Here is a 21789-nt window from a genome sequence, read left to right as displayed (position 1 = left end):
TAGCTCTTCCTCCTTTAGTTTAATTTGTTTCTGTTGCTATATAGATTCATAATTGTTCGCTCAATTAGCAGATAATATTTTCTACACTTAACTTAATCTTTAATGTTAGGAGATTGCCGGGCTTGCAGGAAAGCGACCGCTTTCGTTAAATCTCGGGTTCGTGGTGAAGGCGGCAAACTATTCAAAAACACTTCACCATATGGACGCATCACTAAACGATTATCACAAATAACAACGACGCCATAATCATCAATATCACGAATAAGCCGCCCGACACCTTGTTTCAGGCTAATCACCGCATCTGGTAACTGAACTTCATTAAATGCATCACCACCTCTAAGTTGGCAATCTTCAATACGGGCTTTTAACAGCGGATCATCCGGTGCCGTAAAGGGCAATTTATCGATAATGACACAGGAAAGCGCCTCACCGCGCACATCAACACCTTCCCAAAAACTGCTGGTTGCCACCAATAAAGCGTTGCCGGCAGCAATAAATTGCGAAAGTAGCTGACCCTTGCTAGTTTCCCCCTGAACCAAAACCGGCAATGTCATGTTGGCACGGAATGCCTCAGCCAGACTGCGCATCATCTGGTGTGAGGTACATAAAAAGAAACATCGACCTTTATTGGCTTCAATGAGTGGCTTGAGCATCTCTGCCAACCATTTTGCACTACCAGGTTGATTTGGTGATGGTAGATGACGGGGAACGCAAAGTAGTGTCTGACTTTGATAATCAAATGGACTTGGTAGTAGCAACATTTTCGCCTGTTTTAAACCTAGCCGTTCAGTGAAATGGGAAAGTTGCTCGTTAACAGAGAGTGTCGCTGAGGTGAACACCCAACAACCGGATTGCTCATTAATTATCTCACTAAATTTATCGGCAACAGACAGCGGTGTGAGTGCTAAAAGAAAATGGCGACCATAACTTTCAAACCAATAGCTATAACCGGGGATAGTCACCTCTTTCAAGCGTTTAAGACGATTACGATAAATTGTTGCCCTTTCAAATGCCGCATCCAACATGACTGAACGCCCTAAAGATAATTTCATCACGTCATAACAAAGCTCAAGCGCATCATCAAGCAATACCAATGCCCGCTGCACTTGCGGATTTTGCAATAACTCCCGCAAATTACCCCGATAACCGTTCTCTCCCAACGCTAGCCGGAAATCTTGTGTACTCTGACTCAGACGATCTGCGCTCTTTTGTAATTGAACTTGATCCCGGACTTCCGTGCGATACGCCATAGTGATGTCTCTGGAGAGATCCATCAGTTGACGGCTACTTAATTGCTGACCAAAATATTGACTGGCAATATCAGGGATTTGATGTGCCTCATCAAATATTTTGACTTCTGCTTGCGGGATCAACTCACCAAATCCCGTTTCTTTCACTACCATATCCGCCATAAACAGATGATGGTTAACAACAATAACATCCGCCTCCATTGCCCGACGGCGAGCTTTGAGAACAAAGCATTCCTGATAACGCGGACAATCACTGCCTAGACAGTTATCGTTCGTACTGGTTACCAACGGCCAAACCTGGCTATCTTCCGCCACTTGGTGACAAGTACTGATATCACCCTCTTCAGTTTGTGAAGACCAGCCTCTTAGCCGAACAATATCTGACAGAATTTCTGCTTCCAATTGTCCGCCCCCAAAAGAGTGCTGTTCCAACCGTTCCAAGCACAGATAATTTGCACGGCCTTTCAACAACGCCAATTTGCCGGTGAAATTAATCGCTTCAGCGACTGTCGGTAAATCACGATTATAGAGCTGATCCTGTAATGCCTTAGAACCTGTGGAAATGATAACTTTCTGCCCAGAACGCAACGCGGGTGCTAAATAGGCAAATGTCTTACCTGTTCCCGTGCCTGCTTCTACAACCAATTGTTGATGATTTTTAATCGCACACTCAATAGCCACTGCCATTTCTCTTTGAGCATCACGGGGTTTAAAACCGGTTATTGCTTTAGCAAGGGCACCATTTTTCGCAAAATCGTCTGACACAAACCGTCTCTTTCAATAGAATGGATGGAGATTATGCCAATAGTATGTTCTGATCACCACCCAAAATCAGGCAGATAGTCATTCACAGGAAGGAATATCCATGACAATTGAACGTATTGATCCTCAAGATCGCTGGTCCGAAGCGGTAGTTTACAATAAAACCATTTACTACACCGCCGTACCGGAAAACCTGGATGGTGATATTACTGAGCAAACAGCGAATACACTGGCCGCTATTGATATTATGTTACAGCGTCTCGGTTCTGATAAAAGCAAAATTATCGACGCCACTCTTTTCCTGGCTGATGGAAAAGAGTTTGCTGGCATGAATGCCGCCTGGGATGCATGGGTTATTGCAGGAAGCGCACCAGTACGCTGCACCGTTGAAGCTAAACTAATGAACCCCAAATATAAAGTCGAAATAAAAGTTATCGCAGGTATTTAATATTAATTTTGGGATATTCTCTATCGCCTACATTTATATTTTAATTATATGGAGGTTATTCAGAATATCCCAATAGGTGTTATTAATATAAGTAAGATATGATTTCCCCTGTTAATTTAGTTGCAATAACACGTTAAAATAAAACATTAATCGATATTTTCATAAACTATATTATTCATTGATCCAAGTGGAATATTATAAACCCAACAATTCTAACCTTCCTCCTATGCCTTGAACTATCGGTGACCATTATAATGTTCATTAAGGCCATCAATGACCACTATAATGGTCAACAGGAGGGGGAATGTTAAAACATAGAGCCTATTCAAAATTCTCTCAAGAGGCAGTTATGTTACTCGGAGAACAAATCAAGTTAGGTAGAAAACAACGCCATTGGTCAGAAAAGAATTTGGCAGAACGTGCTGGTATATCCAGAACCACACTACAAAAAATTGAAAACGGGGATATGGGTTGTTCCATAGGATTAGCATTTGAGCTGGCCAACCTTGTAGGTATCAGCTTGTTTGACAGTGATAAATTTCCTATCTCAGCACGTATAGAACAAACAAGAGATAAATTAGCTTTATTACCACAGCGTATTCAGGAAGAAAAGAGAGAGGTATACGATGATTTCTAATAACAAAGAAGTTGTTTAGTCCCAACATTTGATGGCTAGATATGCTAGTTATGAAAAATTTGCCGAGATTATACGATATCGTTTCACTAATCCTCAGAAAACATTAGAAGAATTATTTTCACGATTAGTTTTTAATATACTGTGCGGTAATACAGATGATCACGCTCGAAATCATGCTGCATTTTGGGATGGAAAAAATTTAAGTTTAACTCCGGCTTATGATATATGCCCTCAAGGTAGATCGGGTAATGAAGCATCTCAAGCAATGTTAATAGTCGAAAATAAAAACCTCAGCCAATTACAAACCTGTTTAGAAACTGCACATAACTTTAATATCTCAGAGAAAAAAGCAAAAGAAATCTTTAATAGACAAATATTAATCATCCAAGATAATTGGAATAATATCTGTGAAGAAGCTGAGTTAAGTGAAATAGATAAAAAATTGTTCTGGCATAGACAATTTTTAAATCCATTCTCCATAATTTTTTGAGAACTTTAAAATCTGTACATAAACTTATTATAAACCCATCTTACGGGCCAAAACACCTACGCTATTTCAGTAATGGCCCTTAATAATTCATTTTGGAAATATATGTTATGTTTGAGCCACTGATAATATTCTGATGATCAATGTAAATAAAATAGTTTCCAATATTGCTTATCACAAATAGCGTTAATTTCATCTGGTAGAGTTAACTTACCAAATGGATTTTCTATTATTTACCTTTTCAATGTTGAATTATACTTATACGTCGTCCATACTTTCTAATAAGCACATCAGTGTCTGGTCACTGTTTAGTGAATATAAACATGGCCTAATCTTCAATAACTTTTATCACTTGGTATGGAGCATTCTATGGATGTTTGTTCAGGTTGTCATGATTCCCTTCATGATTCCGTTGTTGCGGAAGTAGAAGGCAAGATCTATAAAAGTTGCCCATGTTGTTCCGCCGCAATGGGTCAACATGTTTTTTATCGCTATGAAGACTTTGGTATGAGGGATATGGGTGATGGCCGCTATATTGTTCAGTCTTGGTGTCCTGGTTGTCGAGTAAAAGATGGCCATAAACCAGACGTCTGTTTTACCTGCTAAAAGTCATCTTTATTCATATCTGCTGGTTATTATGCAAAATAGTTGCTAGTTGCATGCCAGCAGATAATATAAGAAATAAACAATAAAATTTGTTACTTAAAAACCTGAACGCTAATAATGTGTCTTTATCCTGATTTTAAAAATTAATATGGCTTAAGCCATCTTGATCATCACCATGCCCAACAGCAACAAGGCAATTCCACCCCAACCTTTATAATTCAAACGCTGATTAAACATAATCCAGCCAGCAGCAACCGTCGCGATAATACCGAAAGCGCCCCATAAGGCATAAGCAATGGACAACTCAATTCCCTTCACTGCCTGAGCAAGCGCACTGAACGCCCCAAGGACGGCAATAAGCGAGAGAATCCCCATCCAAGGACGTCTAAAACCATTAGAAAGTTTCAGTAAAATATTCGCTAAAATATCCAATACGACAGCAAGGAATAAAAACGCCGCATGCCACCATTCAAATTGTTGCAACATGTTACGCCTCCTTTATTTTACTGCTTTTGGTTGTTGCAACACTGACAGCCTTATTTGCCATCTGCTTCACTACCTCTGCCGATTTTTTGACTGCGGCTTTTCTCGTACCGGATTTAATCAACATAATCCCTGTTATCAGCAGAGCCAATCCCCCTACTTTCATCAATGACAATGATTCATCAAACCACATGACACTAAAAACAGTAATAAATAGAATGCCAACCCCTTCCCATAAAGCGTACGCAACGCCCAATGCCACTTTTTTCACCGCCATTGCCAGCAAGATATAGGATGTGGCGATCATGATGTACATAACGGCCATGCCAACTACACCACCGGAAACGCTGGCATGTTTCATCGATAAGGTACCGATAACTTCGGTAATAATTGCCATTGCAAGGAATAACCAATAAATCATTTTCTTTCTCCTGACCACGTAAATACGCACGTCAAGACGCAAGCTATAAATGATCTAAACCCACCCATATATAAGATGAGAAATAATAACCTGACGTTTTTGACGAAATAGAAATACCGGTTGAAAACCGGTTAACAGGAGTCAGACGCTATAATGAACCGCACCAGTAATGCTCACTGGATAAAATGGCAGAAAGGAAAAGCATGTGAGTGGAACTTTGAAACTTGACGCTTTTGGCGCTGTTCATGATATCTCATTCTTTCATCGCACCGATATTCCGCGCGATATACTAAGAATCCTCATAAATAGTGTTAATTTTCATAGTACTTCTACCATATAAGATAATAGAAAGCAACTGCTCACCCTCATTTATTTTTTTATCTGATAAACAATGTTGAATAGAAAAACAGAATTGATACCAACATAGGCTGATACCTTGTTGATACTAACCCAAGCCGCTTATAGTACGGCTTGAGCTTCAACAGAAAGGTTTGTCAATTACTCAAACTCATTCCACGAACGACCATCGCGAGTGATCATCGCAACAGAAGCGACCGGCCCCCACGTCCCCGCCTGATAAGGCTTAGGCGCATCATTATCCGCCGCCCATGCATTCATAATAGAATCAACCCATTTCCACGCTTCTTCCACTTCATCACGACGAACAAATAGCGCCTGAATACCCCGCATAGCCTCCAGCAGTAACCTCTCATAAGCATCCGCCAACGGAATATGGTTAAACGTTTCAGAGAAACTCAGATCTAGCTTAGTGGTTTGCAGACGATGCTTGTGTTCCAGCCCCGGAGCTTTGTTCAGCACTTCAATATCAATACCTTCATCCGGCTGCAAACGAATCGTTAGCTTATTCTGCGGTAGTTGTTGATAAGACTCAGAAAACAAGTTCAGTGCAGGCTTTTTGAAATAAACTACCACCTCGGAACATTTCGTTGGCAGACGTTTACCGGTTCTCAGGTAGAAAGGAACCCCGGCCCAACGCCAGTCATCAATATCGACACGGATAGAGACAAAAGTTTCCGTCCGGCTGGACTGGTTTGCCCCCTCTTCTTCCAGATACCCCGGTACCTTATGCCCCTGAACAAAACCAGCAGTGTATTGACCTCGTACCGTCTTCTCCCGCACATTCGTATGATCAATACAGCGCAGAGAACGCAATACTTTTACTTTTTCATCACGGATACGGTCTGTCGTCAGATCTGCCGGAGGAGACATAGCAATCATGGTCAATATTTGCAACAGGTGATTCTGAATCATATCGCGCATCTGCCCAGCTTGGTCAAAATAACCCCAACGGCCTTCAATACCGACTTCTTCAGCTACTGTAATTTGTACATGATCAATTGTCCGGTTATCCCAATTATTCACAAACAAGGAATTGGCAAACCGCAGCGCCAACAGATTCAATACGGTTTCTTTACCCAGATAATGATCGATGCGATAAACCTGACGCTCATTGAAATATTTAGCTACTTCATCATTGATGGCTTTGGATGATTCAAGATCGGTCCCTAAAGGCTTTTCCATCACAACTCGATTTGGCTCTTTATTTAGCCCTGCAAGGCCCAATCCGTGACAAACCGAACCAAAAGTACTGGGTGGCATCGCAAAATAATGGATTGCAGGCCGATTATCCTGCTTAAGAATTGCCTTCAATTTGGCAAAGTCTTCTTTTTGATTAACATCCAGATTGCAGAACGCCAAACGCTCACTCAATATCTTCCATAATTCTGAATCTAATTTTTCTGGCAAGAATGTATTTAAAGCTTCTTCAACAACCTTGGTATAAGCTTTTTTATCCCAATCAGCCCGGCCAACACCGATAATCCGGGTTTCTGGGTGGATATAACCCGCTTTCTCAAGCTGATAAAGGGAAGGCAATAATTTCCGGCGTGCCAAATCCCCTTTAGCGCCAAAAATGACTAAATCACAAGCCTGAGCTGTAGAAGTAACCGCCATATGTCTCTCCTCGTTGCGGGATATTGTAATTTTGTTACAGCATTAACCGATAATGTACTCTTTTGACCATGGCGCGTAAACAGAGATAACGAATAACCATCACCATGCGTTAACAATATGTTTCTCATATGAGAAAAATGTGATAAATTTATGTAATTTTCCAACGTTTATGAAAGATAATTACCAATATGAAAGTTAGACACTTGTCATACTTTTATGAAAAACATTAAATTATTGTGACTTCCTACTGCCAGCTTCAATTTGCTAATAGTATATTTTCATAAAAATTTACATAGATTTCTCTTCTGAATGAAATCGTCAAAAACCACAGGTAACTGCGTTTTATGAATACACTGGAACGGGTCCAAAACAGTATCGAATTTTTGAGTAAGTCAGAAAAAAAAGTGGCGCAGACAATCCTGGCTTCACCGCAAACTGCAATTCATACCAGTATCGCAACACTGGCAAAAATGGCGGAAGTCAGTGAACCCACGGTTAACCGTTTTTGCCGCCGTCTGGATACTAAAGGTTTTCCCGATTTCAAACTCCATCTAGCCCAAAGTCTTGCCAATGGCACGCCTTATGTAAATCGCAATGTTGAAGAGAGCGATACAGTGAGTGCCTACACCAATAAGATATTTGAATCGGTAATGGCAACTCTGGATACCGTCAAAAACAATTTGGATATTACAGCCATTAACCGAGCTGTTGATTTACTGACTCAAGCCCGGAAAATCTCATTTTTCGGCTTAGGGGCTTCTGCGGCCGTCGCACACGACGCAATGAATAAATTTTTCCGCTTCAACATCCCTGTTATCTATTTTGATGACATTGTGATGCAACGGATGAGCTGTATTAACAGTGCCGAAGGTGATGTCGTCGTACTCATATCCCATACCGGCAGGACTAAAAGCCTGGTCGAAGCAGCACAACTTGCGCGAGAAAATGATGCGACAGTTATCGCAATTACCTCCCAAGATTCTCCCCTCGCCCACGAAGCAACACTCGCCATTCTTCTGGACGTCCCGGAAGATACAGATATTTATATGCCAATGGTCTCAAGAATCGCTCAATTAACTGTTATTGATGTTTTAGCTACGGGTTTTACCCTGCGCCGTGGTTCAAAATTCAGAGATAACTTGAAAAGAGTCAAAGAAGCGCTACGAAATTCACGCTTTGATAAAATTGACTTTCCCCCGACCTGAAAATAGTCCCCTTACTATTAGGCTGACTCGCAACCATTGCGTAGTCAGCGATCGTTTATGACTCAGTGAGCATCGGTAAATAATCTGCACTAGCCAACAAGATAAGCGAGGAATTATTGAATTATATCAAGAAAATCCCATATTATTTAGTTAACTCAATAAAATAATGACCGTTTAAAATTAAAACATAGGATATTATTATAAAAAATTTACCGAAAGAAATAGAAAGCAGGAAGATAAAAATAATTTTCAAATATTGAATATAAACTGTTTAGACATTTACCCGATCAACAGTTTCACATTTATTATTTCCACTCATTATACAAAAACTATTACCCCTCTAAGTTATAAGAATACTTTATTATGTTTTTTCCGAGCTAAAATATTATTGACATATATTACTTAAAATTAATTTTTTAATAATTCAGTATGTTGTTTATAAAAGCACATTATTTATACATGAGGAAAATATATGAATCTCAAGAATGATTTTAAAGCTTTTTCTATTGGTAATAATGCTAATATAGTCAGTCAAGAAGCCTATGAAGAAAGCCGAAGTTTGAAAACTGGGTTCCCCCCAAGCGATATCACTATTCATGTGCTAAACAAAGTATTACGTCAGTCATCAACCATCTCCTCTGTCATCGCTAATTTTATCACGACCCAATCTGGTAGTGATATTTTGGATGATGGTGATATCGCTAAACTTATTACTCAATTAAATAGCGCGTTAGAACAAAAAATTACAACAACTGTGCCAAACGCCTCATTAACACAACAAGGCATTATTCAACTCACAGATAAAACAGGCAATAGTAATACCCTTGCGGCAACACAGAAGCTTGTTTCTGATATAAACGATAACGCTAATAATCGGCTAGCAAAAGACCAAAACGGTGCAGACATTCCTGATAAAAATGCTTTTGTGAGAAATCTCAGTTTGTTCGAAAAATTGATCCCGGTAGGGGTACCACTTCCCTGGCCGACTACCACCCCACCAGAAGGATGGGCGCAATGTAACGGCGCTCCCTTTGATAAAACAAAATATCCGAAATTAGCGCAAGCCTATCCTAATGGAGCATTACCCGATTTACGTGGTGAATTTATTCGTGGTTTAGATAATGGTCGTGGTATTGATAACGGCCGTAATATATTGAGTTTTCAATATGATGCGTTCAAAAGACATAATCATAGTATTTATACCACTGACAGCCCAAGCTCCACCCGTGCAAATACAGATCCCGTGCGGGGTAGTCTGCATGGCAGTATAAGCGATCGGGGTGACTCAGGGGAAAATAAAACCATTGGGATGAATGGTGATAATGAAACACGTCCAAGAAATGTGGCATTTAATTACATTATAAGGACCGCCTAATGAGTAAATCCGCATTGGACAAAAACAATATGGCTATTAGCATATTTTCAGATGTTGAATATAAATGATTTATACCCGTTATCTTTCAAATTGCCTCTTTGTTGGCTGCGCTCACTCACCCCGGTCACATAGTTACCTATGCTCCCGGGGATTCACTCCCTTGCCATCGCGATGCATCTTGAAATCCATAGGGTATAGATATTTACCCGATCATACAATTTCGGGATTTTATTTATTCTCATTATCCAAAAACAGTTACCCCTCTAAGTCATAAGAATATTTTATCATATTTTTTTCAAGCTAAACTATTATTGACATATATTGTATGGAATGACTTTTATAATAATTCAATATATTGATTAAAAAATCAAATTATTTAATTACAGGAGAGAACATGAGTAAAAAAAATGATTTTAAAGCCTTTTCCATTAGTAGTAATGCTAATGTAATTAGCCAAGAAAGATATGAACAAGATCAGGGTTTGATGACTGGGTTTCCACCAAAAAATATTACTACTCATTTGCTAAATAAGGTATTACGTCAGTCATCAACCATATCCTCTGTTATCGCTGATTTTATCGCGACCCAATCTGGTAATGATGTTTTAGATGATGGAGATATAGCTAAACTCATTACCCAATTAAATAGAGCATTAGAACAAAAAATCACAACAAAAGTACCAAGCGCCTCACTGACACAACAAGGTGTTATTCAACTCACAGACCAAACAGGCGAAAGTAATGCCCTTGCGGCAACGCAGAAGCTTGTTTCTGATGTCAATCAGAATGCAAATAACCGTCTGGAAAAAAACCAAAACGGCGCAGACATTCCTGATAAAAATACGTTTTTGAAGAATCTTGGCTTAATAGAAACCATTATTAATACCCAATATCCTGTAGGAATTGTGATTTGGTTCGCTCAAAATAAAAACCCCAATGTGCTATTTCCGGGTACTACATGGGAATATATTGGTGAAAATAAAACCATTCGATTAGCTAGCGCCAATGGCTCCGATATTTTATCAACCGGTGGCAATGATTTGATAAGCCTGACAGCAGCACAAATGCCAGCACATAATCATACATTTTTTGGGACAACGAGCACATTTGATTATGGCACCAAAACCACCAATATCGCCGGAGAGCATTATCATGATAGTGGGTGGGGTGAAACTACTGGTGGGCGTTATGGTCATTTCGACGGTTCTAAGAACAATCAGGGATCAAAATCTACAGATTGGAACAATGCCAAATTTAACACTAGCACTAATGGTGCCCACTCTCATACGGTATCAATAGGAGCACATAACCATACAATTTCAGGTAACACCGGAGATTCTGGTGGCAATGCAGCGATTTCAATTACCAATTCATATATTAAGTTAATGGGATGGTATCGAAAAGCATAAGAACCCTACATCCCCCGGGCCGCTAACAAATCTCACGCAAATAGCTGTCTCTTGATCATAAGTCTGACTTAAGAGACAGTGCCAACTCGTCCTCCTCAAAGAAAACTTATCATTTGCATACTTTACAGCATACCCACCCTGGACGTTTCGTGCTTTCCAGCCCTCAAGTGTTGCTGAATCCCAGTAAATTTCAGAAAGCTTGTATCAGACTCACACGGCAAGACGGGGAGCAGTCACATTATTGATAAATCGGGAACAAATCGTGATAGGATAGAAATACGGCAATAAATATCCGTTGCTGACACTGGTCAATAGGCACTACAGCGAAAAGTATCATGATAAGTTGATATGGGTCACAAAAGTAATCTATAAACAGGCTTGATAGTTGGATTGCCGAAGAGTTTTTTTACTCGTTTTATACCCTATGGATTTCAAGATGCACCGCGGCGGCAAGGGAGCGAATCCCCGGGAGCATAGATAACTATGTGACCGGGGTGAGTGAGTGCAGCCAACAAAGAGGCAACTTGAAGGATAACGGGTATATAGGATAATTAATAGATTATTGATTATTTTTATATAACCAATACCAATACTCACAGGTCAACGGAGTAACACATGTCCAGACGGCTCAGAAGAACTAAGATTGTTACTACACTTGGTCCGGCTACCGACCGCGATAATAATCTTGAAAAGATTATTGCTGCGGGTGCAAACGTAGTCCGCCTTAACTTTTCCCACGGTACCGCCGAAGATCATCTCCAGCGAGCCAGCAAAGTCCGCGAGATTGCAGCCCGCCTGGGGTGCCATGTCGCTATTCTTGGCGATCTTCAAGGACCTAAAATCCGCGTATCAACGTTTAAAGAGGGCAAAATTTTCCTGAATATCGGAGATAAATTTCTCCTTGATGCCAATCTTGGTAAAGGCGAAGGCGATAAGGAGAAAGTCGGTATCGATTACAAAGGACTACCCACGGATGTTGTACCGGGCGATATTTTGTTGCTGGATGACGGACGTGTTCAACTCAAAGTATTAGACGTTCAGGGAATGAAAGTCTTCACGGAAGTCACTGTAGGCGGCCCGCTATCTAACAATAAAGGCATTAACAAACTGGGTGGTGGATTATCCGCAGAAGCCCTAACTGAAAAAGATAAAGAAGATATTATTACGGCGGCCAGAATCGGCGTTGATTACCTTGCCGTCTCTTTCCCTCGCACCGGTGAAGATCTTAACTATGCCCGCCGTCTGGCACGAGACGCAGGCTGTGAAACGCAGATCGTGGCAAAAGTTGAACGCGCAGAAGCCGTTAGCAGTGATAAAACCATCGATGAAATCATTCTGGCTTCTGATGTGGTCATGGTTGCCCGTGGTGACCTTGGCGTAGAAATCGGCGATCCAGAGTTAGTTGGCGTTCAGAAAAAATTAATTCGCCGTGCCCGCCAGCTAAATCGTGTAGTTATTACCGCGACCCAGATGATGGAATCTATGATCACCAATCCAATGCCCACCCGTGCAGAAGTGATGGATGTGGCAAATGCCGTTCTCGACGGTACTGACGCCGTAATGCTCTCCGCTGAAACCGCAGCGGGCCAATACCCTGCCGAAACCGTTGCCGCAATGGCACGAGTCTGTCTCGGAGCAGAAAAAATGCCTGGCCTCAACGTATCAAAACATCGGCTAGACACAATTTTTGACAGTATTGAAGAAGCCATTGCGATGTCTACCATGTACGCGGCAAACCACTTAAATGGAGTTAAAGCCATTATTGCCATGACCGAATCAGGCCGCACCACTCGCATCATGTCTCGCATTAGTTCTGGTCTCCCGATATTCTCTATGTCCCGTCATGAGAAAACCTTAAACCAAACGGCACTTTACCGTGGCGTTACACCGGTTTATTGCAGTAGTCATACTGACGGCATTACGGCGGCCAATGAAGCAGTTAATCGCCTGCGTGATAAAGGTTATCTAGTTTCCGGTGATCTTGTTCTGGTTACTCAGGGTGATCAGATGGGGACGATTGGCAGTACTAACACCTGCCGTATTCTTGAAGTGGAATAAAGCGCCACAACATTTTGCGTCAAACGCGCATCCCGCTTAATCCAACGACAATTCGACGGTAAAATAAGCTTTTACCGTCTCTTATTGCTTTTCTATGACTCTGATCGCTTATATACCCGTCATCTTTCAAGTTGTCTCTTTGTTGGCTTCACTCGCGATGCATCTTGAAATCCATAGGGTATATATCTTTGTAGCTAAAATCACAAATCTTCTCTCCCATAGGGCCCAATATCACCCGCTTTCCGAGTCTTAAGTAATTTAAGTATCCAGGTATATTGTTCAGGGTTCGGTCGCACCAATTGCTCCAACTCTTCATTCATTCGGCGGGCAATAAAAGCATCATCTTTGCCATCAATATCATCCATTGGCGGACGAATATAAATATCAAGCTGATGAGTACGGTAATTATAAACCGGAAACAGCGGCACAATAGCAGCACGACAAACCTTCATCAATCGCCCAATTGCCGGCAATGTCGCTTTATAAGTTGCGAAAAAATCAACAAACTCACTGTGCTCCTCACCATGATCTTGATCAGGCAGATAATATCCCCAGAAACCCTGGCGAACAGCAGCAACAAACGGTTTAATTCCAGCATCACGAGAATGTAAACGGCCACCAAAATGATGGCGAACTTTATTCCACAGATAATCTGCAACCGGGTTTTTCTGGTGATGGAACATGGCTGATATTTTCTGTCCGCCCACAGACAGTAATATCGCTGGAATATCCACAGCCCAACCATGAGGCACCATGAAAATAACGTTTTTCCCCTGCGCTTTCAGTTGAAGAATAATCTCTTCCCCATGCCATTGCGTCCGGCTTAACGTTGATTTTGTACCACGTAAACACAGTTCAGCCAACATAACAAAAGGTTGAGGTGCGGTAGAAAACATCTCATCAATCAATGCTTCACGCTGTTGCTCCGTCAGTTCCGGCATACAGTAACACAGATTTATTCTTGCTCTACGACGTGCCCCTTTCGCTAACTTACCCGCCAACCAGCCTATTTTAGCCAGCAGAGGATCACGCACTTTAACTGGTAGGTAAGCCAGCCCGGCCAACACACCAATGCCCAGCCATAATCCCCAGTAACGAGGATGCAGGTAAGATTTATGAAATGTCGGCACATAACCAGCTTTACTGTCTGTATCTGTTTCTTTATGCATGAGATAACTCTTTAAAACAAAACGATAATTTGCCATTTTCATACAGGGATCTATATCAACAGATGTCAACATATCTTGTTCTGCAATACAAAACGACAGCGGATGATATCAATCATCCGCTTTAAAGTCTGTTACTAATGAACAATTAAACTCAATCTAACAGAAGCTGGGGCGTTACCTCTTTTACCATTGCCAAGAATTCTGTGCGTTCTTTACCACTCAAACCGCCAGAACGCGGCAATTTCGCCGTTAATGGGTTTACCACCTGCTGATTGATCCAGAATTCATAATGCAAATGTGGACCGGTAGAACGACCAGTGCTACCGGACAACGCGATACGATCACCGCGTTTTACCTTCTGCCCTGATTTCACCAACAGCTTTCTCAAGTGCATATAACGCGTGGTATATTGGCGCCCATGACGAATGGCAATAAAGTTACCTGCTGCTCCGTTATATTTGGAGACAATCACCTCACCATCACCTACCGCCAAAACAGGCGTTCCCACCGGCATAGCAAAATCCACCCCTTTATGTGGCGCAACCCGACCAGTGACTGGATTCACACGCCGAGGATTAAATTGGGAAGATACCCGAAATTGCTTGGCGGTTGGAAAACGCAAAAATCCGCGCTCCAGACCGGAACCTTGACGATCATAAAAACGCCCATCTTCCGCCCGGATAGCATAATAATCTTTACCACCACTATTTAGGCGAACACCAAGTAATTGGCTCTGTTCACTGTGACCATCCAACATTTCACGGGACAGCAATACAGAGAAACGATCACCTTCATGTAATTTACGCAAATCAATTTGCCATTGCAGTGCCTTGGTAACTTCACGTGCTTCACTGCTGGTTAAGCCGGCATTTAAAGCACTGCTGGTAAAATTACTATCAACAACGCCAACGACGACGCTGTTTTTCCATTCCCCTTTCTGAAACTCTTTTGTTTCTTTAAACAGATCGCCCTCACGGGTATAAATGCGCATTTCACGGCGGGAAACACCCCAAGTCAGCGTTTGCAAGTCACCCGCTTCATTGACTGTCCATGACAATGGCTGACCAATATTCAGCCCCCGTAACGCTTTATGCTGACTCGCGAGTAACGCGACATCAGAAGAGTCGATACCAAATTGGGTCAGAATATTACTGAGGGTGTCACCGTCAGAGACAATATATTCATGCGGAGTTTGAGCCGTAACCTCTGAGTTCGTCTCTTCATCAGGAATACCTTCATCCGGTAGCTGTTCACTGCTATCTGCAATAATCTCATCACTATCTACCGGAAGATTGATAGCGATGCTGCCGACTGTTGTTTCTTCTTGTTCATGATGATAAGCAATAGGTTGCCACATAGTGACAACCAATGTTGCTACAGTCAGCGAACCCAACATAATTTTATGCGGTCGCGGTAACTCCTTATACACCAGAACGATAGTTTTAACTATCTGTTGCACTCATTGAATTCCTTATTGCTTTAATTCAGGCAACCCGCGTACTGTTCCGACAACTGAGTTATAAATTTCATATAGCTGTCCTTATCCAATACGATGCGGCCTCCTAACGGATCTAAAGTGCCCATACGCACTCCCGTATCCTTCGCCACAGCATTAATAACGGTCGGCCTGAATTGTGGCTCAGCAAAAATGCAGGTTGCTTTCTGCTCAACCAATTGTGTTCGTATATGATGTAATTTTTGTGCGCCAGGTTGTATTTCAGGATTAATCGTAAAATGTCCTAATGGCGTCAGGCCATAATGCTGCTCGAAATAGCCATAAGCATCGTGAAAAACAAAATACCCCTTACCACGCACCAGCTTAAGAATATTAGCAATATTTTTGTCAGTTTGCGCAAGCTGCGCATTGAATTTACGTAGGTTTACGTCCAGCGCTGCTTTTTTATGCGGATAACGCGCTTGTAATTGGTCATGAATCCCCTGTGCCACCTGTTTTGCTATTTCTGGTGATAACCAGATGTGCATATTATATTCACCATGAGAATGATGTTCATGGTCATCTTCATGTTTATGCTGATCCGGTTCGGGTAAATCTTCATTATTTTTCAGCAATAATGGCCTAATCGTTGGCAATTGTGCTAAAACTAACTGTTTATTTTGTGGAACTTTGGCTAACGGTTTAGACAAAAAGATTTCCATCTCAGGTCCAACCCACACAACTAAATCTGCCCGGTTAACTTTCTTAAGATCAGACGGTCTCAACGCATAATCATGCGGTGATGCCCCATCAGGTAACAGTACCTGCGTATCAGTTACACCCTCAGTTATTGCCGCGGCAATAAAACCCAATGGACGGATTGATGTCACAACATCAGCATTAACCGATTGTATCGTTCCCGACATGAAAACAGCAATAATCGCGGTCTTGCAGAGAAATTTGTGCGCTAGTTTATATGATTTGTGTAACATAATGTAAATATCTCGTGGACAGAAACCAGAATTGTTATATTATAACATCTCAATGTTCACGCAAGATATATTTAACATGTCGACACTCATCACTTTAAAAAATGTTGCTGTTAATTTCGGCGATCGTCGGGTATTAAACAATATCTCTCTTCATTTGCAACGAGGGAATATTCTGACTTTGCTAGGTCCTAATGGTGCCGGTAAATCAACTTTAGTCCGCGTTGTTTTAGGGCTTATTGAGCCATCATCCGGCACTATTGAACAGACCGATGGATTGAAAATCGGCTATGTTCCGCAAAAATTGCATCTTGATCCCACCCTGCCATTGACAGTTAAACGCTTCATGATGCTAAAACCCGGTGTCAAATCTGGCGATATATTGCCGGCACTTGAACGGGTAAATGCTGCTCATCTATTGCAACAGCCCATGCAAAAATTATCCGGAGGGGAAAGCCAACGGGTTTTATTAGCCAGAGCACTATTAAATCAACCTCAATTACTTGTCCTTGATGAACCAACACAAGGGGTCGATGTTAATGGTCAATTAGCACTTTATGATTTAATTAATCAAATCAGGACCGAATTGCATTGTGCTGTACTGATGGTTTCCCATGATTTGCATCTGGTCATGGCGAAAACAGACGAAGTTTTATGCCTTAATCAACATATTTGCTGTTCCGGCACACCTGAAGTTGTTTCAACTCACCCTGAATTTATCGCTATGTTTGGTCATCACGGTGCTGAGCAATTAGCAATATATCGCCATCAACACGATCACCATCAACACAATCACCATCATGATCTGAAAGGGAAAATTATCTTGGAAAATAACAGGGAATGCCACTCATGATCGAATTATTATTCCCCGGTTGGTTGGCCGGCGTATTATTGGCTATTGCTGCCGGGCCATTAGGTTCATTTGTTGTCTGGCGCAGAATGTCCTATTTTGGTGATACTCTGGCTCATGCTTCATTGCTGGGCGTTGCTTTCGGATTATTGTTAAATATTAGCCCTTTTTACACAATTATCGCCGTCACTTTGATACTGGCAATGATGTTGGTTTGGCTGGAGAAACGTCCTCAATTGGCAATCGATACTTTGTTGGGGATTATGGCTCACAGCGCATTATCATTAGGGCTGGTGGTTGTCAGTTTAATGTCTAATGTGCGAGTTGATTTGATGGCTTATCTATTTGGTGATTTGTTATCAGTCACCTATGAAGATATTTGGTTAATTGCCATCGGTGTCACCATTGTCACCACGCTCCTGTTCTGGCGATGGAACGCCCTGCTCTCTATCACCGTCAGTCAAGAAATGGCTTTTGTGGATGGCATTAAAATACAGCGGTTAAGAGTGCTGTTAATGCTGGTAACAGCGTTGACAATCGGCTTGGCAATGAAATTTGTCGGTGCACTGATTATCACCTCCCTGCTCATTATCCCGGCCGCCACTGCTCGCCGTTTTGCCCGCACACCGGAGCAAATGGCCGGTATTGCTATTGCGGTTGGCATGCTTGCCGTCACCGGTGGATTAGCTTTCTCCGCCATTTACGACACACCAGCAGGACCCTCTGTCGTGCTATGTGCTGCGGTGATGTTTATTGCCAGCCTGATCAGTAAAGCAAAAAATTAATCCACTGAGTGGGTACAACCCGGTTATCAGGAGAACGGGATAGGCTTCCCTTACGGGAATGCCCATCCCGATTTTTCAGGCAATTACATATACCCGTTATCTTTCAAGTTGCCTCTTTGTTGGCTGCACTCACCCCGGTCACATCATTACCTATGCTCCCGGGGATTCGCTCCCTTGCCGTCGCGATCCATCTTAAAATCCATAGGGTATAGATCATTCCTGATTTCTGACCATGCCAAAATGGCGATAAGCATGTTCAGTGGCAATTCGTCCACGGGAAGTACGTTGAATAAAGCCCTGTTGAATCAAAAAGGGTTCCAGCACATCCTCAATCGTTTCCCGCTCTTCACCAATAGCAGCGGCAAGGTTATCTACCCCAACCGGCCCGCCCATAAATTTATCAATGATGGCAATCAGTAACTTACGATCCAGATAATCAAAACCGGCAGCATCTACGCTCAACATATCCAGCGCTCTGGTGGCAATATTGCCATCAATCGCACCATTCCCTTTTACTTGAGCAAAATCACGTACCCGGCGCAGTAAACGGTTTGTAATCCGCGGCGTTCCACGAGAACGCATAGCAACCTGCCGGGCACCATCGTCAGTAATCTCTACTCCCATAAAACGGGCACTGCGAGAAACGATACTTTGCAAATCGTCCACATTATAAAATTCAAGGCGCTGCACGATACCGAACCGATCACGCAGTGGCGAAGTCAAAGAACCTGCGCGAGTGGTAGCCCCAATCAGGGTAAAAGGCGGCAAATCAATTTTGATCGAACGGGCTGCCGGCCCCTCGCCAATCATAATATCCAGTTGGTAATCTTCCATTGCTGGATAGAGAATTTCTTCCACTACCGGCGATAAACGGTGAATTTCATCGATAAACAACACATCATGCGGCTCAAGATTGGTCAGCATTGCCGCCAGATCGCCCGCCTTTTCCAACACCGGACCAGAAGTTGTGCGAAGATTAACGCCCATCTCATTGGCAACAATATTCGCCAGCGTTGTTTTCCCCAATCCCGGCGGACCAAAAATCAGCAGGTGATCAAGGGCATCACCACGCTGTCTGGCAGCCTGAATAAAAATCTCCATCTGCTCACAGACTTGCGGTTGCCCAACATATTCAGACAACAATTTAGGTCTGATTGCGCGGTCAATCGCTTCATCGTCTTGCAAAACTTCCGCAGAAACCAGACGGTCAGCTTCAATCATGGCTTACCCCTGTAACTTAGAGAACAGCGCGAAGTGCTTCGCGGATAAGTGTTTCACAATCAGCACCCGGTTTAGCGATTTTACTGACCATGCGGCTAGCCTCTTGTGGCTTGTAACCCAGAGAGACTAATGCCGCAGCAGCTTCTGCTTCGCTATCAGCGTCAGAAGTTGTCTGTTTGGCCGTTGCCGGCAAATTAATATCACTGCTCTGATTGAAGAGATCGCCATTGAGCCCTTTAAAGCGATCTTTCATTTCAACCACCAACCGTTCAGCGGTTTTCTTACCTACACCCGGCAATTTAACCAGAGAAACGATCGCTTCTCGTTCAATAGCAGAAACAAATTGCTGCGCAGACATGCCCGAAAGAATAGCCAACGCCAATTTAGGCCCTACACCATTCACTTTAATTAATTCACGGAATAGCGCCCGCTCCTGCTTATCATTAAAACCATAAAGTAATTGCGCATCTTCACGCACAACAAAGTGAGTAAACAGAACAGCTTCCTGTCCGGCATCAGGCAATTCATAAAAACAGGTCATTGGCATATGGACTTCATAACCAACACCATTTGTTTCCAGTAAAACCAAAGGTGGTTGTTTTTCCAGCACAATTCCTCTGAGACGCCCTATCACTCGTTTACCCCCTAAAACCTAAAAAATAAAACTGATTGTTCTATTTATGGTTATAACATAAAAAAAGCTGGATGCATATCCAGCCGTTATCTTAAACGTCCACGTGCCAAAATTAATCTGGGATCACCAACCCGCAAAAGATTCTGATTAAAGTGACAATGGGTTATCGCAATCGCCAATGCATCTGCCGCATCGGATTGCGGGTTAGCAGACAATTTCAGCACAGAACGCACCATGTGCTGAACCTGACTTTTTTCAGCCGCCCCGGTTCCAACAACCGTTTGTTTCACCTGCCGCGCAGCATATTCAAAAACCGGTATAGATTGATTAACAGCGGCAAGAATAGCCACTCCCCGTGCTTGCCCTAATTTCAGCGCTGAATCGGCGTTTTTTGCCATAAAGACTTGCTCGATAGCAAAAGCATCTGGTTGAAATTGCGTAATAATTTCAAGGATACCCGCATAAATCCGCTGTAACCGGTTAGGCAGATCATCAACTTTTGTTCGGATACAACCACTGCCAAGGTAGCTCAAATGACGCCCCTGCTGACGGATCACACCATAGCCAGTGACGCGGGAACCCGGGTCGATACCTAAGATAATCGCCATATTCTGTTTATTCGCCTTTGATTATCACCTTTAATAAAGGAGATAAAAACGTTAGAGAAAGTGTCCTGTACCACAGCACACTTTCTCTACGCTATGTACCCGTTATCCTTCAAGTTGCCTCTTTGTTGGCTGCTCTCACCCCGGTCACATCATTATCTATGCTCCCGGCGATTCGCTCCCTTGCCGTCGCAATCCATCTTGAAATCCATAGGGTATACAACCCGACTGAAATTACAGCAAAGCCGCAATTTCATCAGAGATTTCACCGTTATGGTAAACCTCTTGTACGTCGTCTGAATCTTCCAACATATCAATCAAGCGCAATAACTTAGGTGCAGTTTCCGCATCCAACTCTGCTTTAGTGGAAGGGATCATTGAAACTTCTGCTGATTCAGCCACAAAACCCGCTGCATCTAACGCATCTTTCACGTCACCAAAGGTTTCTGGTGTGGTGTAAACATCAATCGCGCCATCATCATAGGTTTCTACATCATCAGCGCCGGCTTCCAACGCCGCTTCCATAACCGCATCTTCATCCAGCCCTGGCGCGTAAGAAATCACTCCTTTCTTGGCGAACAGATAAGCCACCGAGCCATCAGTACCCAAATTACCACCGGTTTTAGTGAAAGCATGACGAACGTCAGAAACAGTACGGTTACGGTTATCACTCAGACACTCAACCATCACCGCCGTTCCCCCCGGACCATAACCTTCATAAATGATGGTTTCCATGTTATCCGCTTCATCGCTGCCAACACCACGGGCGATAGCACGATTCAGAGTGTCGCGGGTCATGTTGTTGGACAGTGCTTTATCAATTGCAGCACGCAGACGTGGGTTAGATGCCGGATCTCCACCACCCAGACGGGCTGCCGTTACTAGCTCCCGGATAATTTTGGTGAAAATCTTACCGCGTTTCGCATCCTGCGCAGCTTTGCGGTGCTTGGTGTTGGCCCATTTACTATGACCTGCCATAAGGTTCTC

The 21789-nt window shown here is 42.6% G+C and carries 21 protein-coding genes; 10 read left to right on the top strand and 11 right to left on the bottom strand.

Features of this window, described 5'->3' with window-relative positions; genetic code table 11:
• Positions 1-92: 92 nt before the first annotated feature.
• Positions 93-2015, bottom strand: a complete 1923-nt coding sequence (locus tag PluTT01m_RS11040; protein WP_011146383.1) for a DNA repair helicase YoaA — start codon at positions 2013-2015, stop codon at positions 93-95.
• A gap of 100 nt (positions 2016-2115) precedes the next feature.
• Between PluTT01m_RS11040 and PluTT01m_RS11035 the strand changes: the two genes are divergently transcribed.
• The 4 genes from PluTT01m_RS11035 (at position 2116) to PluTT01m_RS11020 (ending at position 4190) form a co-directional block, all read left to right on the top strand.
• Positions 2116-2460 carry a RidA family protein gene (locus tag PluTT01m_RS11035; protein ID WP_011146382.1) on the top strand — a complete coding sequence of 115 codons (345 nt, stop codon included), beginning with the start codon at positions 2116-2118 and terminating at the stop codon, positions 2458-2460.
• A gap of 304 nt (positions 2461-2764) precedes the next feature.
• Positions 2765-3097 carry a helix-turn-helix transcriptional regulator gene (locus PluTT01m_RS11030; protein WP_011146381.1) on the top strand — a complete coding sequence of 111 codons (333 nt, stop codon included), beginning with the start codon at positions 2765-2767 and terminating at the stop codon, positions 3095-3097.
• Between the two features lie 31 nt (positions 3098-3128).
• The gene (locus PluTT01m_RS11025) at positions 3129-3587 is read left to right on the top strand and encodes a HipA domain-containing protein (RefSeq protein ID WP_082302907.1); all 459 of its coding nucleotides are present in this window, start codon (positions 3129-3131) and stop codon (positions 3585-3587) included.
• Between the two features lie 366 nt (positions 3588-3953).
• Positions 3954-4190 (top strand): hypothetical protein, encoded by a 237-nt coding sequence (locus PluTT01m_RS11020; protein WP_011146379.1) that lies wholly within the window; start codon positions 3954-3956, stop codon positions 4188-4190.
• 153 nt (positions 4191-4343) lie between these two features.
• Here the strand turns inward: PluTT01m_RS11020 and mdtI are convergent, their stop codons facing one another.
• The 3 genes from mdtI to zwf all read right to left on the bottom strand — a co-directional run bounded on the left by mdtI (position 4344) and on the right by zwf (position 7068).
• The gene (gene mdtI, locus PluTT01m_RS11015; RefSeq protein ID WP_041380068.1) at positions 4344-4676 is read right to left on the bottom strand and encodes a multidrug/spermidine efflux SMR transporter subunit MdtI; all 333 of its coding nucleotides are present in this window, start codon (positions 4674-4676) and stop codon (positions 4344-4346) included.
• 1 nt (position 4677) lies between these two features.
• Positions 4678-5094 carry a multidrug/spermidine efflux SMR transporter subunit MdtJ gene (mdtJ, locus tag PluTT01m_RS11010; protein WP_011146377.1) on the bottom strand — a complete coding sequence of 139 codons (417 nt, stop codon included), beginning with the start codon at positions 5092-5094 and terminating at the stop codon, positions 4678-4680.
• A 498-nt stretch (positions 5095-5592) separates the two neighbouring features.
• Complete coding sequence (zwf, locus tag PluTT01m_RS11005; protein ID WP_011146376.1) at positions 5593-7068, bottom strand: glucose-6-phosphate dehydrogenase; 1476 nt, start codon at positions 7066-7068, stop codon at positions 5593-5595.
• Positions 7069-7412: 344 nt separating this feature from the next.
• Here zwf and PluTT01m_RS11000 point away from each other — a divergent pair, with 344 nt between their 5' ends.
• From PluTT01m_RS11000 to pyk, 4 genes are all read left to right on the top strand, one after another.
• Positions 7413-8273 carry a MurR/RpiR family transcriptional regulator gene (locus PluTT01m_RS11000; RefSeq protein ID WP_011146375.1) on the top strand — a complete coding sequence of 287 codons (861 nt, stop codon included), beginning with the start codon at positions 7413-7415 and terminating at the stop codon, positions 8271-8273.
• 472 nt (positions 8274-8745) lie between these two features.
• Positions 8746-9648, top strand: a complete 903-nt coding sequence (locus tag PluTT01m_RS10995) for a phage tail protein (protein WP_011146374.1) — start codon at positions 8746-8748, stop codon at positions 9646-9648.
• Between the two features lie 394 nt (positions 9649-10042).
• Complete coding sequence (locus tag PluTT01m_RS10990) at positions 10043-11056, top strand: phage tail protein (protein WP_011146373.1); 1014 nt, start codon at positions 10043-10045, stop codon at positions 11054-11056.
• Between the two features lie 615 nt (positions 11057-11671).
• Positions 11672-13114, top strand: a complete 1443-nt coding sequence (gene pyk / locus PluTT01m_RS10985) for a pyruvate kinase (RefSeq protein WP_011146372.1) — start codon at positions 11672-11674, stop codon at positions 13112-13114.
• Positions 13115-13314: 200 nt separating this feature from the next.
• Here the strand turns inward: pyk and lpxM are convergent, their stop codons facing one another.
• The 3 genes from lpxM to znuA all read right to left on the bottom strand — a co-directional run bounded on the left by lpxM (position 13315) and on the right by znuA (position 16710).
• The gene (gene lpxM / locus PluTT01m_RS10980) at positions 13315-14283 is read right to left on the bottom strand and encodes a lauroyl-Kdo(2)-lipid IV(A) myristoyltransferase (protein ID WP_011146371.1); all 969 of its coding nucleotides are present in this window, start codon (positions 14281-14283) and stop codon (positions 13315-13317) included.
• Between the two features lie 151 nt (positions 14284-14434).
• The gene (gene mepM / locus PluTT01m_RS10975; protein WP_011146370.1) at positions 14435-15742 is read right to left on the bottom strand and encodes a murein DD-endopeptidase MepM; all 1308 of its coding nucleotides are present in this window, start codon (positions 15740-15742) and stop codon (positions 14435-14437) included.
• A gap of 20 nt (positions 15743-15762) precedes the next feature.
• Entirely contained in the window at positions 15763-16710 is a 948-nt protein-coding gene (znuA, locus tag PluTT01m_RS10970; protein ID WP_011146369.1) for a zinc ABC transporter substrate-binding protein ZnuA, read from the bottom strand.
• Between the two features lie 76 nt (positions 16711-16786).
• Between znuA and znuC the strand changes: the two genes are divergently transcribed.
• Positions 16787-17560 carry a zinc ABC transporter ATP-binding protein ZnuC gene (gene znuC / locus PluTT01m_RS10965; RefSeq protein WP_011146368.1) on the top strand — a complete coding sequence of 258 codons (774 nt, stop codon included), beginning with the start codon at positions 16787-16789 and terminating at the stop codon, positions 17558-17560.
• Positions 17557-18342 carry a zinc ABC transporter permease subunit ZnuB gene (znuB, locus tag PluTT01m_RS10960; protein ID WP_011146367.1) on the top strand — a complete coding sequence of 262 codons (786 nt, stop codon included), beginning with the start codon at positions 17557-17559 and terminating at the stop codon, positions 18340-18342. Before znuC ends, znuB begins: the two co-directional genes overlap by 4 nt.
• A 213-nt stretch (positions 18343-18555) precedes the next feature.
• Here znuB and ruvB read toward each other — a convergent pair whose 3' ends face one another.
• From ruvB to PluTT01m_RS10940, 4 genes are all read right to left on the bottom strand, one after another.
• Positions 18556-19563, bottom strand: coding sequence for a Holliday junction branch migration DNA helicase RuvB (ruvB, locus tag PluTT01m_RS10955; RefSeq protein ID WP_011146366.1), 1008 nt, complete (start codon positions 19561-19563; stop codon positions 18556-18558).
• 16 nt (positions 19564-19579) lie between these two features.
• Positions 19580-20197, bottom strand: coding sequence for a Holliday junction branch migration protein RuvA (gene ruvA, locus PluTT01m_RS10950; RefSeq protein WP_011146365.1), 618 nt, complete (start codon positions 20195-20197; stop codon positions 19580-19582).
• An 86-nt stretch (positions 20198-20283) separates the two neighbouring features.
• The gene (ruvC, locus tag PluTT01m_RS10945; protein WP_011146364.1) at positions 20284-20805 is read right to left on the bottom strand and encodes a crossover junction endodeoxyribonuclease RuvC; all 522 of its coding nucleotides are present in this window, start codon (positions 20803-20805) and stop codon (positions 20284-20286) included.
• A gap of 231 nt (positions 20806-21036) precedes the next feature.
• Complete coding sequence (locus PluTT01m_RS10940) at positions 21037-21780, bottom strand: YebC/PmpR family DNA-binding transcriptional regulator (protein ID WP_011146363.1); 744 nt, start codon at positions 21778-21780, stop codon at positions 21037-21039.
• Positions 21781-21789: the final 9 nt, after the last annotated feature.

Origin of the sequence: Photorhabdus laumondii subsp. laumondii (assembly GCF_003343245.1) — a bacterium.
Classification (GTDB): Bacteria; Pseudomonadota; Gammaproteobacteria; order Enterobacterales; family Enterobacteriaceae; genus Photorhabdus; species Photorhabdus laumondii.
The sequence above is the reverse complement of the archived record's forward strand: the minus strand, read 5'-3'. Positions and strand labels throughout refer to the sequence as shown.

Excerpts from the sequence above, each read along its gene's own strand:
- PluTT01m_RS10995 (WP_011146374.1), top strand. The coding sequence starts at position 8,746 with ATGAATCTCAAGAATGATTTTAAAGCTTTTTCTATTGGTAATAATGCT.
- ruvC (WP_011146364.1), bottom strand. The coding sequence starts at position 20,805 with ATGGCGATTATCTTAGGTATCGACCCGGGTTCCCGCGTCACTGGCTAT.
- PluTT01m_RS11030 (WP_011146381.1), top strand. The coding sequence starts at position 2,765 with ATGTTAAAACATAGAGCCTATTCAAAATTCTCTCAAGAGGCAGTTATG.
- zwf (WP_011146376.1), bottom strand. The coding sequence starts at position 7,068 with ATGGCGGTTACTTCTACAGCTCAGGCTTGTGATTTAGTCATTTTTGGC.
- mdtJ (WP_011146377.1), bottom strand. The coding sequence starts at position 5,094 with ATGATTTATTGGTTATTCCTTGCAATGGCAATTATTACCGAAGTTATC.
- PluTT01m_RS11020 (WP_011146379.1), top strand. The coding sequence starts at position 3,954 with ATGGATGTTTGTTCAGGTTGTCATGATTCCCTTCATGATTCCGTTGTT.
- znuA (WP_011146369.1), bottom strand. The coding sequence starts at position 16,710 with ATGTTACACAAATCATATAAACTAGCGCACAAATTTCTCTGCAAGACC.
- lpxM (WP_011146371.1), bottom strand. The coding sequence starts at position 14,283 with ATGCATAAAGAAACAGATACAGACAGTAAAGCTGGTTATGTGCCGACA.
- PluTT01m_RS10940 (WP_011146363.1), bottom strand. The coding sequence starts at position 21,780 with ATGGCAGGTCATAGTAAATGGGCCAACACCAAGCACCGCAAAGCTGCG.
- PluTT01m_RS10990 (WP_011146373.1), top strand. The coding sequence starts at position 10,043 with ATGAGTAAAAAAAATGATTTTAAAGCCTTTTCCATTAGTAGTAATGCT.
- mdtI (WP_041380068.1), bottom strand. The coding sequence starts at position 4,676 with ATGTTGCAACAATTTGAATGGTGGCATGCGGCGTTTTTATTCCTTGCT.
- pyk (WP_011146372.1), top strand. The coding sequence starts at position 11,672 with ATGTCCAGACGGCTCAGAAGAACTAAGATTGTTACTACACTTGGTCCG.
- PluTT01m_RS11000 (WP_011146375.1), top strand. The coding sequence starts at position 7,413 with ATGAATACACTGGAACGGGTCCAAAACAGTATCGAATTTTTGAGTAAG.
- znuB (WP_011146367.1), top strand. The coding sequence starts at position 17,557 with ATGATCGAATTATTATTCCCCGGTTGGTTGGCCGGCGTATTATTGGCT.
- PluTT01m_RS11025 (WP_082302907.1), top strand. The coding sequence starts at position 3,129 with ATGGCTAGATATGCTAGTTATGAAAAATTTGCCGAGATTATACGATAT.
- ruvB (WP_011146366.1), bottom strand. The coding sequence starts at position 19,563 with ATGATTGAAGCTGACCGTCTGGTTTCTGCGGAAGTTTTGCAAGACGAT.
- PluTT01m_RS11035 (WP_011146382.1), top strand. The coding sequence starts at position 2,116 with ATGACAATTGAACGTATTGATCCTCAAGATCGCTGGTCCGAAGCGGTA.
- znuC (WP_011146368.1), top strand. The coding sequence starts at position 16,787 with ATGTCGACACTCATCACTTTAAAAAATGTTGCTGTTAATTTCGGCGAT.